General features: G+C 67.2%; 17 protein-coding genes and 3 tRNA genes. 12 read left to right on the top strand and 8 right to left on the bottom strand.

The window, feature by feature from the left end; translation table 11 throughout:
- Positions 1 to 11: 11 nt before the first annotated feature.
- The 5 genes from JF52_RS0104805 to JF52_RS0104785 all read right to left on the bottom strand — a co-directional run bounded on the left by JF52_RS0104805 (position 12) and on the right by JF52_RS0104785 (position 1414).
- Entirely contained in the window at positions 12 to 365 is a 354-nt protein-coding gene (locus JF52_RS0104805; RefSeq protein WP_033105249.1) for a hypothetical protein, read from the bottom strand.
- Positions 344 to 916, bottom strand: coding sequence for a hypothetical protein (locus JF52_RS0104800; protein WP_033105248.1), 573 nt, complete (start codon positions 914 to 916; stop codon positions 344 to 346). Before JF52_RS0104800 ends, JF52_RS0104805 begins: the two co-directional genes overlap by 22 nt.
- Before the next feature lie 180 nt (positions 917 to 1096).
- Positions 1097 to 1169, bottom strand: a tRNA-Phe gene (locus tag JF52_RS0104795).
- 72 nt (positions 1170 to 1241) lie between these two features.
- Positions 1242 to 1315: transfer RNA gene (locus JF52_RS0104790), tRNA-Asp, on the bottom strand.
- Between the two features lie 26 nt (positions 1316 to 1341).
- Positions 1342 to 1414 (bottom strand) — tRNA-Glu (locus JF52_RS0104785).
- A 207-nt stretch (positions 1415 to 1621) separates the two neighbouring features.
- On the opposite strand from JF52_RS0104785, the gene JF52_RS0104780 reads away from it, so the two are divergent.
- Positions 1622 to 3037 carry a M23 family metallopeptidase gene (locus JF52_RS0104780; protein ID WP_235272322.1) on the top strand — a complete coding sequence of 472 codons (1416 nt, stop codon included), beginning with the start codon at positions 1622 to 1624 and terminating at the stop codon, positions 3035 to 3037.
- Between the two features lie 66 nt (positions 3038 to 3103).
- Here JF52_RS0104780 and JF52_RS0104775 read toward each other — a convergent pair whose 3' ends face one another.
- Entirely contained in the window at positions 3104 to 3595 is a 492-nt protein-coding gene (locus JF52_RS0104775; protein ID WP_033105247.1) for an inorganic diphosphatase, read from the bottom strand.
- Positions 3596 to 3639: 44 nt separating this feature from the next.
- A complete protein-coding gene (locus tag JF52_RS0104770; RefSeq protein WP_033105246.1) occupies positions 3640 to 4248 on the bottom strand; it encodes a TMEM175 family protein in 609 nt (202 codons plus the stop codon).
- A 65-nt stretch (positions 4249 to 4313) separates the two neighbouring features.
- Between JF52_RS0104770 and tilS the strand changes: the two genes are divergently transcribed.
- Positions 4314 to 5303 (top strand): tRNA lysidine(34) synthetase TilS, encoded by a 990-nt coding sequence (gene tilS / locus JF52_RS0104765; protein ID WP_033106315.1) that lies wholly within the window; start codon positions 4314 to 4316, stop codon positions 5301 to 5303.
- A 290-nt stretch (positions 5304 to 5593) separates the two neighbouring features.
- Here tilS and JF52_RS0104760 read toward each other — a convergent pair whose 3' ends face one another.
- Entirely contained in the window at positions 5594 to 6178 is a 585-nt protein-coding gene (locus JF52_RS0104760; RefSeq protein ID WP_033105245.1) for a DUF937 domain-containing protein, read from the bottom strand.
- Between the two features lie 84 nt (positions 6179 to 6262).
- Between JF52_RS0104760 and hpt the strand changes: the two genes are divergently transcribed.
- The 10 genes from hpt to JF52_RS0104710 all read left to right on the top strand — a co-directional run bounded on the left by hpt (position 6263) and on the right by JF52_RS0104710 (position 14982).
- On the top strand, positions 6263 to 6814 hold the full coding sequence (gene hpt / locus JF52_RS0104755) for a hypoxanthine phosphoribosyltransferase (protein WP_033105244.1): 552 nt from the start codon (positions 6263 to 6265) through the stop codon (positions 6812 to 6814).
- A gap of 113 nt (positions 6815 to 6927) precedes the next feature.
- Positions 6928 to 8943, top strand: a complete 2016-nt coding sequence (ftsH, locus tag JF52_RS0104750) for an ATP-dependent zinc metalloprotease FtsH (protein ID WP_033105243.1) — start codon at positions 6928 to 6930, stop codon at positions 8941 to 8943.
- A gap of 2 nt (positions 8944 to 8945) precedes the next feature.
- A complete protein-coding gene (gene folE / locus JF52_RS0104745; RefSeq protein ID WP_033105242.1) occupies positions 8946 to 9557 on the top strand; it encodes a GTP cyclohydrolase I in 612 nt (203 codons plus the stop codon).
- The gene (folP, locus tag JF52_RS0104740; RefSeq protein WP_033105241.1) at positions 9554 to 10375 is read left to right on the top strand and encodes a dihydropteroate synthase; all 822 of its coding nucleotides are present in this window, start codon (positions 9554 to 9556) and stop codon (positions 10373 to 10375) included. The genes folE and folP overlap by 4 nt, the downstream gene beginning before the upstream one ends.
- A 2-nt stretch (positions 10376 to 10377) precedes the next feature.
- Positions 10378 to 10758 (top strand): dihydroneopterin aldolase, encoded by a 381-nt coding sequence (gene folB / locus JF52_RS0104735; RefSeq protein WP_033105240.1) that lies wholly within the window; start codon positions 10378 to 10380, stop codon positions 10756 to 10758.
- The gene (folK, locus tag JF52_RS0104730; RefSeq protein ID WP_084595576.1) at positions 10755 to 11366 is read left to right on the top strand and encodes a 2-amino-4-hydroxy-6-hydroxymethyldihydropteridine diphosphokinase; all 612 of its coding nucleotides are present in this window, start codon (positions 10755 to 10757) and stop codon (positions 11364 to 11366) included. The genes folB and folK overlap by 4 nt, the downstream gene beginning before the upstream one ends.
- Complete coding sequence (locus JF52_RS0104725) at positions 11363 to 11851, top strand: DUF3180 family protein (RefSeq protein ID WP_033105239.1); 489 nt, start codon at positions 11363 to 11365, stop codon at positions 11849 to 11851. The genes folK and JF52_RS0104725 overlap by 4 nt, the downstream gene beginning before the upstream one ends.
- A 169-nt stretch (positions 11852 to 12020) precedes the next feature.
- Positions 12021 to 12590 (top strand): PH domain-containing protein, encoded by a 570-nt coding sequence (locus JF52_RS0104720; protein WP_052166920.1) that lies wholly within the window; start codon positions 12021 to 12023, stop codon positions 12588 to 12590.
- Positions 12587 to 14296: a PH domain-containing protein gene (locus JF52_RS0104715; RefSeq protein ID WP_033105238.1), complete on the top strand. Its 1710-nt coding sequence runs from the start codon at positions 12587 to 12589 to the stop codon at positions 14294 to 14296. Before JF52_RS0104720 ends, JF52_RS0104715 begins: the two co-directional genes overlap by 4 nt.
- Positions 14293 to 14982, top strand: a complete 690-nt coding sequence (locus tag JF52_RS0104710) for a DUF2520 domain-containing protein (RefSeq protein WP_033105237.1) — start codon at positions 14293 to 14295, stop codon at positions 14980 to 14982. The genes JF52_RS0104715 and JF52_RS0104710 overlap by 4 nt, the downstream gene beginning before the upstream one ends.
- Positions 14983 to 15161 lie beyond the last annotated feature (179 nt).

Here is a 15161-nt window from a genome sequence, read left to right as displayed (position 1 = left end):
ATAGAAAGTTCTCACGTTCTTGAAGGTGGCGGCCTTGAGCACGAGTGCTGCCGGTGTGCGAGGAACGGCGATCTGAACGTCGTGGCCGTCGGTTTCACGATGTAGATGTCGGGATCCTGCAGCGCGAGCGTGGCACCAGGGGCGCGCATGATGGGGCGCGACATCCATCTCTCGGGGCCTGCCAGGTTGGTGACCATGACGTCGACGATATCTTCGCCTCGAGCGAATCTGTGGAAGGGGCCACGGGGCTCCACGGGACGCATGCCCAGGCGCTGGAGCGGTCCGGCCACAGCGCTGACGTCGGCGGCGATTGCTTCGAGGTTCAGGAGTATGTCGACGTCCGTCAGGCGATGTTCGTCAACCATTGCGCCCTCATCTGCCCCAGTGCGTCGATTCCGACTGATCGGACGCGCGTAGACGTCGATCGGAAGCAGTCTGCTGCGACGAGCGCGACGGGCGTCTCCTGCCAGGGGAACGCATCGTCGCGAATCCGGTAGACGAAAACGTCACCAGTCGAATCCTCGACGAGGCGCGCAGCGCTCGTAAGCGCACGAAGTGAGCCGCCGCTGCGAACATATCCATGGAGACCGCGGGCACCGGCGTGCAACTGCCGCCCCGGCTCGGTAGTGATCCGATCGATCGCGCTCTCCCCGGTAAGCGTGAGGTGCTCGGCCACGCGCTCCATCCACTTTGTGGAGTATCGGCGAACCGTGATCGCCTGGCCTATCTTCGCCGCGAGCTCGTCGGTGCTGGTACGCATGATTAGACCGGTGTCACGCGTGCCGAGCCGGCCGCCGTCCGAGAGCGCACCCATGATGCGACGGATGGTTGCCGCGGTCCATGGTCGTCCTGCTGAAACGCCGAGTGATGCTCGCGCGGCAACCGACGTCTCGTCGACGAGCCAGGTGCGCCCCACGCGTCTGCCTTCGAGTTGTTCGTCGTGGAGCAGGGAAAGTACTCGCTGCGCTCGCTCAACGACCAGCCGGAACAGTCCCAGAGAAAGGTGCGGAAACCGGCACCCATCAGGGCAAAGCAAAACCCCCGCCATGTTAGAAGCTAGGCGAGGGTTTCTAGGATGACTGTAACGGTCACCTTGTGGCTCCGACGGGCGTCGATCCCGTGACCTCACGATTTTCAGTCGTGCGCTCTACCAACTGAGCTACAGAGCCATGCGGCAAATCGTAGAACTGCCGCAACCTAGACGAAAGGCCCTCTTCGAAAAAAGGGCCCGTCGCTTAGAGCGACCCTGACGGGACTTGAACCCGCGACCTCCGCCGTGACAGGGCGGCACGCTAACCAACTGCGCTACAGGGCCATGCTTTTAAATTGTATCGGACGGAGTGACCCCAACGGGATTCGAACCCGTGCTACCGCCGTGAAAGGGCGGCGTCCTAGGCCGCTAAACGATGGGGCCGAAGGGTGTCCCGGGGGACTTCCTTGCCGACGCTCAAGCATAAAGGATGATCTGACCAAAACGCTAATCGAGGGCACGCAGCCTTTCCGCCCGGGCGTTTCGGCAGGATGATCGACGGCACCTGCCCTTCACGGCATCCCAATTTGCTGCTGCGGATGTTGAAGATGTTGCTACTGTGGCATGAGTGAAACCTGTGGAAGGGGCCACGTGAACGAGCAGTCCGCGATGGATGCTGCGCGCGAAGCGGGAGACTCGTGCGGCTGCGCACCGAGCCTCACCGAGCGGCGCACCTTCTGGCAGAAGAGCACTCTCACCCGGCGCAACGCCCTCGGCCTCGGCGTCCTCAGCGTCGCAGCGATCAGCGCCTTCGGCATCGGCTCCGGCGTCAACGCCGCCTACGCCGCCTCGTACCCCAGCTGGGACGATGTCCAGCAGGCGAAGAACAACGAGGCAGCGAAGGCCGCCGAGATCACGCGCATCCAGAACCTCATCAATGCGCTGACCCAGAAGGTCGCCGAGACCCAGGCAGCGGCAAAGACGGCCGGCGACGAGTATTACGCCGCACAGCAGGCGTTCTTCGACGCGATCACGAAGGCCGATGAGCTCCAGGCGCAGGCCGACACGCAGGCGAAGATCGCAGACGAGTCCGCCACCAAGGCAGGACAGGTAGCCGCACAGCTCTACCGCAACGGCGGCGACGACACCGCCCTCGAGCTCTTCTTCGCCGGATCCGCAGCCAACGCCGATCAGTTGCTCTCCAAACTCGGCACGATGGACAAGCTTCTCGACTACAACCAGTCCGTCTACGACGATGCTGTCGCGGCCCGCAACTCCGCGCAGTCGATCAGCGACCAGGCGCAGGTCGCACGCACAGAGCGCGACCGACTGCAGAAGGTGGCCGAAGAGAAGATGATCGCCGCTCAAGCGGCGGCCGAAGCGGCTCAGGCCGCGCTCGATGAGCAGACGGCCTACCTCTCGACGCTCGAAGCACAACTCGCAGCGCTCCAGGACACGACCGCGAAGACCGTCGCGGACTACCAGGAGGGCGTGCGCGTCGCCGAGGAAGAGCGCAAGGCTCGAGAAAAAAAGGCCGCTGAAGAGGCTGCCGCTGCCGCTGCAGCGGCCGCCGCAGCTGCGGCCGCCAACAACAACAACAACGGCGGTGGCGGAGGAGGCGGCGGTGGCGGCGGCGGCGGTGGCGGTGGCGGCACCGGAGGTTGGACGCGCCCGCACGACGGACGGCGCAGCTCGGGCTACGGCGCGCGCCTGGTCCAGTGCGGCAACAGCTACTGCTCCAGCGGATTCCACTACGGCGTCGACCTCGCCAACGGTTGCGGGGCGCCGATCTTCGCGGCCAACGCCGGAACCGTCGACTATGCCGGCTGGAACGGCGGATACGGCAACTACGTGCGTATCCAGCACGGCGGCGGCGTCGGCACCGGCTATGCCCACATCAACTCGCTCGCGGTGCGCAACGGTCAGTGGGTCGAGTCCGGTCAGGTCATCGCCTATGCGGGCAACACCGGGAACTCCTTCGGCTGCCACCTGCACTTCGAGGTCTACATCCGGGGCGGATACACCAACCCCATCGACTTCATGGCGGCACGCGGCGTTTCGGTCTGAGGTCGAGCACGAAGAAGCCCTCGGCCGCCGTGAAGGCCGGCCGAGGGCTTCTGACGTCGACTCGGCTCAGTGAGCGGTTTCGCCGGCACGAACGATCGCCTCATCGAGGATGCGCTGCGCCTCGGCTGCGTCTCCCCAGGCGTCGACCTTGACCCACTTGTCGGGCTCGAGGTCCTTGTAGTGCTCGAAGAAGTGCTCGATCTCCTTCTTCGTGTACTCGGCGAGGTCGCCGATGTCCTGGATGTGCGCCCAGCGCGGGTCCTTCGACAGCACGGCGACGAGCTTGTCGTCTCCGCCGGCCTCATCGCTCATCTTCAGCACTGCAACGGGACGGACCTCGACGACGACACCGGGGAACAGCGCCTGGTCGAGCAGCACGAGCACGTCCAGCGGATCGCCGTCTTCGCCCAGGGTGTTGTCGAAATAGCCGTAGTCGGCGGGGTAGCCGAAGGTCGTGTAGAGCACGCGGTCGAGGTGCACTCGCCCGGTCTCGTGGTCGACCTCGTACTTCACGCGGCTGCCGCGCGGGATCTCGATGACGGCGTCGTGTGCGCCCATGCGTGTGCTCCTCAGGAAAAGACGGGTGGATGCCGGAGACCAGCCTACCTGCGCAGTCGCTCGAGCAGTTTCTCCAGGGGACTCGAGAACGCGAGAAGAAGCAGCGCGTAGTAGCCGACGATGTGCACCCACGCGGCGATCGGCAATGCGATGCAGAACAGGATGATCGCCGCCACATCCGCGATCGCGCCGCGTCGAAGCCGCTCCGCAGTGAAATCGGCGAGATCGGGATGCCGCAGCAGGTACAGCTTTCCCGCGAGGGTCGCCGCCTGGGTGAGGATCAGCGTCCCGATGTACAGCAGCGCCTGCAGCGGGTCCGTGTCCATCTGGCCGAGCATCGCCGTCGGCACCGGCAGCCACACGATCGTCAGCATCCACGCGGCATTGATGAACAGCAGTGGTGAGGTGACATGAAGAACGCGTTCGTACTGCCGATGATGCTCCATCCAGAACAGCGCGATCAGCACGAAGCTGAGGAGGAAGCTGACGATCTGTCCGCGGTGCCCGGCGAGGAACGCCCCGGTGCTGGTGCCGTCGTTCGCCGCTTCGGCCACCGATTCCAGCAACGGCAGGATCAGCAGCGTCATCGCGATCGCCACGACGGCATCGACGAAAGCCTTCAGCCGCTCGGGAGCGAAGGTCTGGGCAGTCACAGGCTCAGACTAGAGCCGCGCAGGATGCCGCGGGTAGGAGATTCGCGGTGCCGTACCGTTGGCGTGTGCCTTCACTGTCGCCCGCCATCGCCGAAATCCGCCTCGCCGTGCGCACTGCCCTGGCCGAGTTGCCGGAGCGGTCGACCATCGTGGTCGCGCTCTCCGGCGGTGCGGACTCCCTGGCACTCGTCGCCGCGACGGCGTTCGAAGCGCGCGCACGCGGGATGCAGGTGGTCAGCGCGACGATCGATCACGGGCTGCAGGAAGGGTCAGCGGATGCCGCGGCCGCGGCCGCAGCGAAGGCCGGGGCCCTCGGCATCCGCTCTGCGATCGAACGCGTCGATGTGCGCCACGATGCAGACGGCCCCGAGTCCGCGGCGCGCGACGCGCGCTACGCGGCGCTGCGTCGTATCGCGGACGGAGAACGTGCTGCCGCCGTGCTTCTGGGCCACACCCTCGACGATCAGGCCGAGACCGTTCTGCTGGGGCTGGCGCGCGGCGCCGGCGCGGCGAGCCTGCAGGGGATGTCGCCGAACCGCGTCGACGACGAAGGGCTGATGTGGGTTCGTCCGATGCTCGGCGTGCGGCGTGAGACGACGCGCGCGTTCTGCGCAGCATCCGATCTCGTGCCGTGGGAAGACCCACACAATCTCGACGACCGGTTCGCGCGGGTCCGCGTGCGCGAACGTGTGCTTCCCGTGCTCGAGAGCGAACTCGGTCCCGGTATCGCCAAGGCACTCGCGCGCACTGCTGAACAGCTCCGCGAGGATGCCGAGGCGTTCGACGAGATGATCCAAGAGACCATCGAAGACATCGTCGAGCACGCAGAAGCAGGCATCTCCGTCAGCGTCGCCGCGCTCGCAGCCAACCCCGCGGCGCTGCGCAATCGCATCATCCGCCTCGTCGCGCGCAGCGAGTTCGGGGCGAGCCTCACCCGTATCCAGACGTTGGAGGTCGCGCGTCTCGTCACCGACTGGTCCGGCCAAGGACCGATCGATCTGCCCGGCTGCGCGGCTGCCCGCGCCGGAGGACGCATCGTCTTCACCGCGCGTTAGGGACGTTTCGACTCGCTGCGCTCGCTCAACGCGTTTCGTCTTCGGCGGCTCCGCCACCTGCGCTCAACGACCCGCAGGTCTGCCGCGCCGCCCCCGTTCAACGGCCCGCAGGTCTGCCGCCCCGCCCCCGCTCAACGACCCGCAGATCTGTAACCGCCCCCGCTCAACGGCCCGCAGGTCTGCCGCGCCGCCCCGCTCAACGGCCCGCAGTGGGCTGCGCTGCGGGCCGTTGAGCGAGGGAGCGGAGTGACCGCGACGAAACGGGTTGAGCGAGCGCAGCGAGTCGAAACCTACTTCTTCCCGCCGAACAGCCCGCCCAGCAGATCTCCGATCCCACCACCGCCGGAGGACGAACCGCCACCGAGGATCCCGCCGAGCAGATCGCCGATCCCACCGCCGGAGCCGTCCTTTTCGCCGCCGCCGATCAGTCCTCCGATGAGGTCGCCGATGCCGCCTCCGGATTCCGCGCCGTCCGCGGTCGTCGACTTCTCCTTGTTCTTGTTCGCGATCAGACCCATGATGATCGGCGCGAGGATCGGGAGGAGCTTGCCGAAGTCGATGCCGGCGGTCTTGTCCGACGAGTTCAGCTTCGACGTCACTTCCTGCTTCTGGTCGCCCAGAACGTGCGTGACGATCTTGTCGCCGTCGGCCTGATCGACCTCGTCCACGGTGGAGACGCCGGCCCTGCCCTCGTGCTTGCGCAGTGCGTTCTGGATCGCCGCGGAGCCTTCCTCGCTGGCGGCGTTCTTCGCCAGCCCACCGAGCAGCACTGCGCCGCCCTGCTCGACCGCGGCCTTCGCGACGTCGGGCGAGACGTTGAGCTTCGCCGCGATGTCATCGATCGGCACCTGCTTGAGGATGTCGTCAAGAGCCATGAGATTCCTTCCTTCGGCGGCGTCCGCTCGCCTCACCGCTCACAGTAGTGCGCGCGCACAGGATCGTGTCACTAAAATCGATGCATGCGCGCGGCTGAGATCCAGGACGACCTTTCCGAAATCCTCGTCACGGAGGAGGAGATCAAAGCGAAGCTCGCTGAGCTCGCCGCGCAGGTCGCGAAGGACTACGAGGGCAAGGATCTGCTGCTCGTCGGCGTGCTGAAAGGCGCGATCATGGTGATGGCCGATTTCGCGCGAGCGCTGCCGTTCCACGCACCGATGGACTGGATGGCGGTCTCGAGTTACGGTTCCAGCACGAAGTCCAGCGGTGTGGTGCAGATCCGCAAGGACCTCGACACCGACCTGCACGGCAAGCACGTGCTGATCGTAGAGGACATCATCGACTCCGGCCTCACGCTGAGCTGGTTGCTGGAGAACTTCGAGTCCCGCGGCCCCGAGTCGATCGAGGTGCTGGCGCTCCTGCGCAAGCCGGACGCCGCCAAGGTCGAGATCGACTGCAAGTACGTCGGCTTCGACATCCCGACCGAATTCGTCGTCGGCTACGGCCTCGACTTCGACGAGCGTTACCGCAACCTGCGCGATGTGGCTGTGCTCGCGCCGCACGTCTACAGCTGACTTGCGACGTTTCGACTCGCTGGCGCTCGCTCAACGACCCGCGGGCACCGCGGCGTACGCCGTGGGCGAATCCCAGCGGAACGTAAAGTACGGCGCGATACGCTGAACGGATCATGGACGTGAAGAAGATCACCCGGAATCCACTGGTTTATGTGGCGCTGATCGGTGTTTTGCTGTTCGGCGGGTTCCTGCTGATCTCGAACCTCGGCGCCCCCAAGACGATCACCACCCAGCAGGGCCTCGACCTGCTGGCCGGCGAGACGGTCACGGAGGTGACCAACACCGACGGTGATCAGCGTGTCGACATGACCCTGTCGAAGGCGTTCGAAGACTCCAAGACCGTGCAGTTCTACTATGTGGACGCACGTGCAGACGAGGTCGTCGAGGCCGTCACCTCGGCCGACCCGAAGGACGGCTTCAACGACGTCGTCCCCCGCGCCACGTGGTTCGACGGCTTCCTCTCCCTTCTTCTTCCGCTCGTGCTGCTCGGCCTGCTGTTCTGGTGGCTGCTCTCTTCGATGCAGGGTGGCGGCGGCAAGGTCATGCAGTTCGGGAAGTCGAAGGCCAAACTCGCCAACAAGGAGACGCCGACGGTCACGTTCGCCGATGTCGCCGGTGCGGATGAAGCCATCGAGGAGCTCGAGGAGATCAAGGACTTCCTCCAGAACCCCGCGAAGTTCCAGGCGATCGGCGCCCGTATCCCGAAGGGCGTGCTTCTGTACGGCCCTCCAGGAACCGGCAAGACCCTCCTCGCCCGCGCGGTCGCCGGTGAGGCAGGCGCCCCGTTCTACTCCATCTCCGGCTCGGACTTCGTCGAGATGTTCGTCGGCGTCGGCGCCTCCCGCGTGCGCGACCTGTTCAATCAGGCCAAGGAGAACGCCCCCGCCATCATCTTCATCGACGAGATCGACGCGGTCGGACGTCACCGTGGCGCCGGTATGGGCGGCGGAAACGATGAGCGCGAGCAGACGTTGAACCAGATGCTCGTCGAGATGGACGGCTTCGACCCGAACGCGAACGTCATCGTCATCGCGGCGACCAACCGCGCCGACATCCTCGATCCCGCGCTGCTGCGACCAGGCCGATTCGATCGGCAGATAGGTATCGACGCCCCCGACCTCAAGGGCCGCCTGCACATCCTGCAGGTGCATGCCAAGGGCAAGCCGCTCGCGAAGAGCGTCGACCTCGACGTCGTCGCCCGCAAGACTCCCGGCTTCACCGGCGCCGACCTGGCGAACGTCCTCAACGAGGCGGCTCTGCTCACAGCGCGCTCGAACGCGCAGCTCGTCGACAACCGCGCCCTCGATGAGGCCATCGACCGTGTCATCGCGGGCCCGCAGCGCCGCACGCGCGTGATGAAGGACCGCGAGAAGCTCATCACCGCGTACCACGAGGGCGGACACGCGCTCGCGGCGGCGGCGATGAACTACACCGATCCCGTGACCAAGATCACGATCCTGCCCCGAGGCAAGGCTCTGGGCTACACGATGGTGATGCCGCTCGACGACAAGTACTCGGTCACGCGCAACGAACTGCAGGATCAGCTCACCTACGCCATGGGCGGTCGCGTCGCCGAGGAGCTCGTCTTCCACGACCCGACCACCGGCGCCTCGAATGACATCGAGAAGGCGACGAGCATCGCCCGCAAGATGGTCATCGAGTACGGCATGACCACCGATCTCGGACCGGTCAAGCTCGGGTCCGAGGGCGGCGAGCCCTTCGCAGGTCGCGATATGGGCCGCGGCCGCGAGTATTCGGAGACGATCGCCGAGCGCGTCGACGGCCAGGTGCGCGCCCTCATCGAGCAGGCGCACGATGAGGCGTACCAGGTGATCAGCGACAACCGTGACATCCTCGACCGTCTCGCCCTCGCGCTTCTCGAAGAGGAGACCCTCGACCACAACCGGATCGCGGAGATCTTCACTGAGATCCGCAAGCTCCCGGAGCGGCCCCTGTGGCTCTCCAGCAGCGAGCGCCCGGTGTCGGATCGTCCGCCGATCGATGTGCCCACTCGTGTGATCCCGGTGGATGCCGCAGCCTCGGTGGACGGCTCGGCGGATGCCACGGCATCGCGCAGCCAGGTCGGCAACGCGCCCGCATCCGGGCAGGCCCGGCCGGCGACGGCCTGATCGTGGCCGTCGACCCGGCGCGTGTCGAACGGCTGACCCGAGAGCTCCTCGAGGCGATCGGCGAGGACCCGGAGCGCCCAGGGCTCAGACAGACGCCGGCGCGCATGGCAGAGCTGTATGCAGAGTTCTTCGCCGGCGTCGGTGAGGATGCTGCGGCGCCTCTCGCCCGCACGATCAGCGTCGCCCGAGGCCCGGCCCCCGAGACCCTGCCGTCCGGCGCGGTACTGCTGCGCGACATCCGCTTCCGCTCGGTCTGCGAGCATCATCTGCTGCCGTTCGCGGGGCACGCGCACATCGCGTACCTGCCGGGCGAGCAGGTCGTCGGACTGGGTGCGCTGGTGCGAGTGGTCGAGATCCTCGCCGCCCGCCCGCAGGTGCAGGAGCGCCTCGGGGAGCAGATCGCAGACACGATCGCGGAAAACCTCGACACGCGCGGCGTTCTCGTCGTGCTCGACGCGTCGCACGGCTGCGTCACGATGCGCGGTGGGCGTCAGAGCGAAGCTTCCACGCTCACGATCGCGGCACGCGGAGAGTACAGCGAGCCCGTCGCGCGACAGGAGATCATCGCGCTGATCGGCGGCACGTCGACCGCGGGGTTCGAGGGCGGACGATGACCGGCATCTGGGGCATCGTCAACGTCACACCCGATTCGTTCAGCGACGGCGGCCGCTACATCGACCCGGAACGCGCGATCGCCCACGGGCTCGCGATGCGCGATGCCGGTGCGAGCGTGCTCGACGTCGGCGGCGAGTCGACCAGGCCGGGTGCCGAACGCGTCGACGCGGCGGTGGAGCAGCAGCGCGTGCTCCCGGTGATCGAGGAGTTCGCCGCTCGCGGCATCCCGGTGAGCATCGACACGCTCAACGCGTCGACGGCGGCTGCTGCCGTGCGAGCGGGCGCGCGGATCGTGAACGACGTGTCGGGCGGACTCGCCGACCCCGAGATGTTCAGCGCCGTCGCCGAGTCCAGCGCGGATCTCGCGATCGGGCACTGGCGGGGCCCGTCCGATGACATGTATGCGAAGGCCGAGTATCACCGGGCATCTCGTGAGGTCGCCGGCGAACTGCGCGAGCGCGTCGGCGAAGCAGCGGCGGCGGGCATCGCGCCCGCACGTCTGATCGTCGATCCCGGCATCGGGTTCGCCAAGGCGGGCGCCCAGAACTGGGACGTGCTGCGCGGACTCGACGACATCACCGCTCTCGGCCATCGTGTGCTGATCGGTACGTCGCGCAAGCGATTTCTGACCGAATCCCTTCGACAGGCTCAGGGACCGGATCGCGAAGCGGACGTCGAGGTCGACGAAGCGCGCAAGGACCTCGCCACGGCCGTGACCAGCGCGCTCGCCGTTCGCCACGGCGTGTGGGCGGTGCGTGTGCACGACGTCGCGGCGACTCGCGATGCCCTCGCGATCGCAGAGGCCTGGGAAGGTTGACCATGCAGAACTTCGACGAGATCCGGCTCACCGGACTCACCGTCTTCGGACGCCACGGCGTCTTCGCGCACGAGCGTGAGAACGGTCAGGAGTTCACGATCGATCTGCGCCTGCGTCTCGAATTGGCGGATGCCGCGGCATCCGATGACGTGGTCGACACGGTCCACTACGGAGAGCTGGCAGAGCAGGTCGCCGCGGTGGTGGCAGGTGAGCCGGTCAATCTCATCGAGACACTCGCTCAGCGCATCGCCGACGTCGTTCTCGCAGATCCGAGGGTGCAGCAGGTCATCGTCACGGTGCACAAGCCGCACGCGCCCATCGAGCTGACCTTCTCGGATGTGTCGGTCACCATCACCCGCTCGCGCCAGGGAGCGTCGCAGTGATCCGCAAGCCGCCGCCTGCCCGTCCGGACCCGCGCCCCGGCCGTGACGCGGCGAACGCCGTCGTCGCGCTCGGTGCGAACCTGGGCGACCGTCGTGAGACCATCCGCCGCGCGGTGGAGCGGATCTCGAGGCTCCCGCTCGTGGATGAAGTGCGGCTGTCCGAACTCCACGAGACCGTCGCGGTGCGGCTGGACGGCCCCGATCCCGACGCACCCGTCTACGTCAACGCTGTCGCGATCGTCTCCACCCGCCTCGCGCCCGAGGTGCTGATGGGCATGCTGCATGCGATCGAAGAGGAGCACGGGCGCGAACGCCGCGAGCGCTGGGGCGATCGAACGCTCGATCTCGATCTGATCACCTACGGCGACATCGTCTCGGATGACCCGCGATTGCTGTTGCCCCACCCGCGCGCTGCGGAACGACTGTTCGTGCTCGATCCGTGGCTCAGCGTCGACCCGGACGGCGAGATCCCCGGGCGGGGCCGTATCGCCGACCTCGCGGCTGGCCTGCGGGCGGATGCTGCGGGCGAAGTCGCCGTCGATGACACGGACGAAGTCGCCGTCGATGACACGACCGACGATTCGACCGACGATTCGGGGCGCGGATGAAGCGCACCTCGGCGCCGATCCTCATCCTCCTGGCAGTGGTCGGCGGTGGCGTCGGCTACCTCATCGACCATCTGCTGACAGTGTCGGGGAGGGCGACATTCGCACCCTCGGGATTCCTGCCCGTTCTGCTGCTGCTGCTCGCCGCAGCGGTTCTCGCCATCGCCTGGCCGGTTCGCCGCAGCGTGCGCGGCACGTCTCAGGGGCGCATCGATCCGTTCCGCGCACTGCGCGCCGCGACCCTCGCGCGGGCGTCGAGCCTGCTCGGCGCGATCATGTCGGGCTTCGGCGCCGGACTGCTGATCTTCCTGCTGTCGCGTCCGGTTGATCCCCAGGTAGGGTCGATTGTGGCGATGGCCGCACTCGTGGCGAGTTCGCTCGTTCTCGTGGTGGCTGCGCTCGTGGCCGAACAGTTCTGCACACTGCCGAAGGATCCTGATGACCGACAGCCAGACGACCCCTCCACCGGAGCCGACGCCGGGCGCTGAGCCGACACTGCCCTCGACGCAGCCGCATCCGACGTCATCACCGGTTCGGCCGTCGCAGGAGCCGAACATCCCGCCAGCGCCACCAGCGCCTCCCGTGCCGGCGTCGGCACCGCAGAATCCAGCGCCCGCTGCGCCGCAGGTGAGTCCTCCTGTACCTCAGACAGCGGCACTGTCTGCGCCCGCGGTGGCCGCCGGTCCCATCGCCACGCCCCCGGTCCTCGACGAGGGAACGTACGACAAGCTCCGCGAGCCGCGCGGCGCAGGGCGCATCGATCTCGACGGCAAGTGGCACCAGATCTCGCCGCGCTACGTCGTGTCGCAGTTCCTGCAGAACGGCATCCTCCTCGCGGTCGTCATCGCCGTGGCGCTCATCGTCGGCCTCGCCTTCCGTCAGAGCTGGGTCTGGATCCCCGCCGGTTTCGTCATCCTCATCACCCTCATCACGCTCGTGATCCTCCCGCGTCAGGCCAGAGCGATCGGTTTCATGCTGCGCGCCGATGACATCGTGTTCCGCAAGGGCATCCTCTGGCAGCGGATCATCGCCGTGCCCTACGGGCGCATGCAGCTCGTCGACATCACACACGGGCCGTTGGATCGAGCCTTCGGCGTCTCCCAGCTGAAGATGGTCACGGCCGCCGCGACGACGGGGGTACAGATCCCGGGTCTCACCCAGGCGGCGGCGGAAGCACTGCGCGACACGCTCATCGACGTCGCAGAAACCCGGCGGACCGGGCTGTGAGCACGCCTCAGTCTCCGGATCCGTCCGGGGCGCTGCCACCGCTGCCTCCCGTGCCTCCCGCCCCGGCGGGCCGTGAATCGCTCGCAGACGCCGAATGGCACCGCCTGCATCCGCTGACCCCGCTGTTCAAGGGCGGACTGGTGCTCATCATCGTCGCCGGCATCGTGTTGAACAACTTCCGCGACCGCATCATCTACTGGGGCATCGGACTGTTCGCGCCGGAAGAAGCGAACGTCGGCGACTACGCCGGCGGCGATCCGGTGGACTGGGTGCTCGAGAACAACCTCATCCTGATTGCGCTTCTCGTCATCCTCGGCGTGCTGATCGTGCTGATCGCACTGTTCTGGATGGTCTGGCGCTTCCAGGAGTTCCGCATCTCCGACGAGCACGTCGAAGTGCGAAAGGGCATCATCTTCCGCTCGCAGCGGCGCGCACCGCTGGATCGGGTGCAGGGCGTCAACCTCACACGGCCCTTCCCAGCTCGCCTGATCGGGATGGCCAAGTTGGAGGTCGTCGGTGCAGGCACCGACGCGAACGTGCCGCTGGAGTACCTCTCGACGACCAAGGCCGAGACGGTGCGATCAGACATCCTCCACCTCGCATCCGGTGCGCGCGCGGCACGTGAGGCCAGACAACAGGGCCGGTCGGTGCAGAACCCGGGTTCGGCAGGTGCCGCGACGATCCGCTCGCAGTTGATCGGCTCGATGAACGGGGGAGTGAACGACCTCATCGGCGGAGTCGACCTGGGCGATGTCGTCCCCGAGAGCGTCGTCAAGATCCCGACCGGGCGCTTGATCGGATCGCAGGTTCTCGCTGGCGTGCTGTGGCTCGTGTTCTTCCTGGTGGTGTTCGCCGTGTTCATCGCCACGATGCTGCCCATCGCTCTGGCGAACGAGGACGGCGACGGCAGGTTCGTCCTGCTGGGGGCGGGCCTCGGGGTCGGCATACCGTTCATCATCGCCGCGGTCGCCATCACCTGGGCGCAGATCTCCAAGTCGCTGCGATATTCGATCGCGCCCACGCCCGACGGCGTGCGCATCACGTTCGGCCTGTTCACGACCGTCACCGAGACGATCCCGCCAGGGCGCATCTTCGCGGTCGAGGTGACGCAGTCGATCCTGTGGCGCCCGTTCGGCTGGTGGACCATCAAGATCAACCGGATGAGCGGCAAGAGCGCATCCCAGCAGCAGTCCAGCACGGCGCAGCAATTCAACGTCGTGCTGCCGGTCGGCACGCGCGCCGACGTCGAGCGCGTGCTCGCGCTTGTCCTGCCTGACATGCCAGTGGAGGATCGTCCTCTCGTCTGGGAGCACGGCATCCTCGGCCCCCAGGCGGGCGATCCGTATCAGGTGCTGCAGAAGCGCGGCTGGTGGCGCCGACCGTTCTCATGGAAGCGCCACGGCTTCGCCGTCACCGACTTCGCCGTCATCATGAGGCGCGGCAACTTCTGGCGCAAGCTCGCGGTGTTCCCGTTGGCTCGGCTGCAGGGTGTATCGGCTGCGCAGGGACCGATCGATCGCGCGCAGCGCGTGGCGATCCTCAAGGCTCACAGCGTCACCGGTCCCGTCCTCGGCGATGTGGTCGGTATCGAGAGTGTCGAGCTGACAGCGGCCGTCGATGACATCTCCCGCCGCGCAGCGGCGGCAGCGGGCCGGGATCACAGTCATCGCTGGGCTCAGGATGCCGCTCACGAGTGGTCTGCATGAACCGTGACGGACGACTCGGCGTCGGGATCATCGGCGCCGGACGAGTCGGACCGGTGATCGGCGCAGCCCTCGCGGGGGCAGGCCACGCGATCACGGGCATCACGAGCGGCTCCGATGACGATCGGGTCGCCGGTGTGCTGCCCGATGTGCCAGTGCTCGATGCCGCCGAGGTGCTGCGCCGCAGCGAGCTGGTGATCCTGACGGTGCCGCACGCCGAGCTGCCGGGGCTCGTCAGCGGCCTGGCCGAGCTGGGCGCATGGCAGCCGGGGCAACTCGTGCTGCACACGGATCCCGCCTACGGCATCAGCGTGCTGGAGCCTGCGCAGCGTGCGGGCGCGATCCCGCTGGCCGTGCACCCGGCGATCACGTTCACGGGCACATCGATCGACCTGCGTCAGCTGCATGCGGCGTTCGCGGCGGTCACCGCGCCTGCGGCCGTGCTGCCGATCGCACAGGCGCTCGCGGTCGAACTCGGCTGCGAGCCGATCGTCATCGGTGAAGACGACCGCGTCGCCTACGCGGAGGCGATCGCGACGGCATCCGAGTTCTCCAGGGCGATCATCGGGCAGTCGACCTCGCTGCTTCGCGGCATCGGGGTGGAGAACCCGGGCGGCTACCTCTCGGCGCTCGTGCAGTCGACCGTCGAGCGGGCTCTGCGCGAAGCATCCGATCCGCCTATCATCTGACGGCGCAGCGCCTCAGCGACCGTCGGCAGCGGCCATCGGAAAACGGAGACGAGTCGGCGTGTCTACGGCATGTCGGGCGCCCACACGCCAGCGCCACGCCAGATGGTCTGGGTTTCCCCGGGCCGGGCCCGCCTCGAGCCCGGCGGGGGCGCGCAGGGCCGACCGGTAAACTGAGCGGG

Origin of the sequence: Microbacterium profundi, from assembly GCF_000763375.1 — a bacterium.
GTDB classification, from domain to species: Bacteria; Actinomycetota; Actinomycetes; order Actinomycetales; family Microbacteriaceae; genus Microbacterium; species Microbacterium profundi.
Note: the sequence above shows the minus strand (reverse complement) of the source record. Positions and strands in the feature narration are given on the sequence as shown.

Coding starts and splice junctions, on each gene's coding strand:
- ftsH (WP_033105243.1), top strand. CDS start 6,928: ATGGACGTGAAGAAGATCACCCGGAATCCACTGGTTTATGTGGCGCTG.
- JF52_RS0104725 (WP_033105239.1), top strand. CDS start 11,363: ATGAAGCGCACCTCGGCGCCGATCCTCATCCTCCTGGCAGTGGTCGGC.
- JF52_RS0104760 (WP_033105245.1), bottom strand. CDS start 6,178: ATGGCTCTTGACGACATCCTCAAGCAGGTGCCGATCGATGACATCGCG.
- JF52_RS0104710 (WP_033105237.1), top strand. CDS start 14,293: ATGAACCGTGACGGACGACTCGGCGTCGGGATCATCGGCGCCGGACGA.
- JF52_RS0104775 (WP_033105247.1), bottom strand. CDS start 3,595: ATGGGCGCACACGACGCCGTCATCGAGATCCCGCGCGGCAGCCGCGTG.
- JF52_RS0104805 (WP_033105249.1), bottom strand. CDS start 365: ATGGTTGACGAACATCGCCTGACGGACGTCGACATACTCCTGAACCTC.
- hpt (WP_033105244.1), top strand. CDS start 6,263: ATGCGCGCGGCTGAGATCCAGGACGACCTTTCCGAAATCCTCGTCACG.
- folB (WP_033105240.1), top strand. CDS start 10,378: ATGCAGAACTTCGACGAGATCCGGCTCACCGGACTCACCGTCTTCGGA.
- folP (WP_033105241.1), top strand. CDS start 9,554: ATGACCGGCATCTGGGGCATCGTCAACGTCACACCCGATTCGTTCAGC.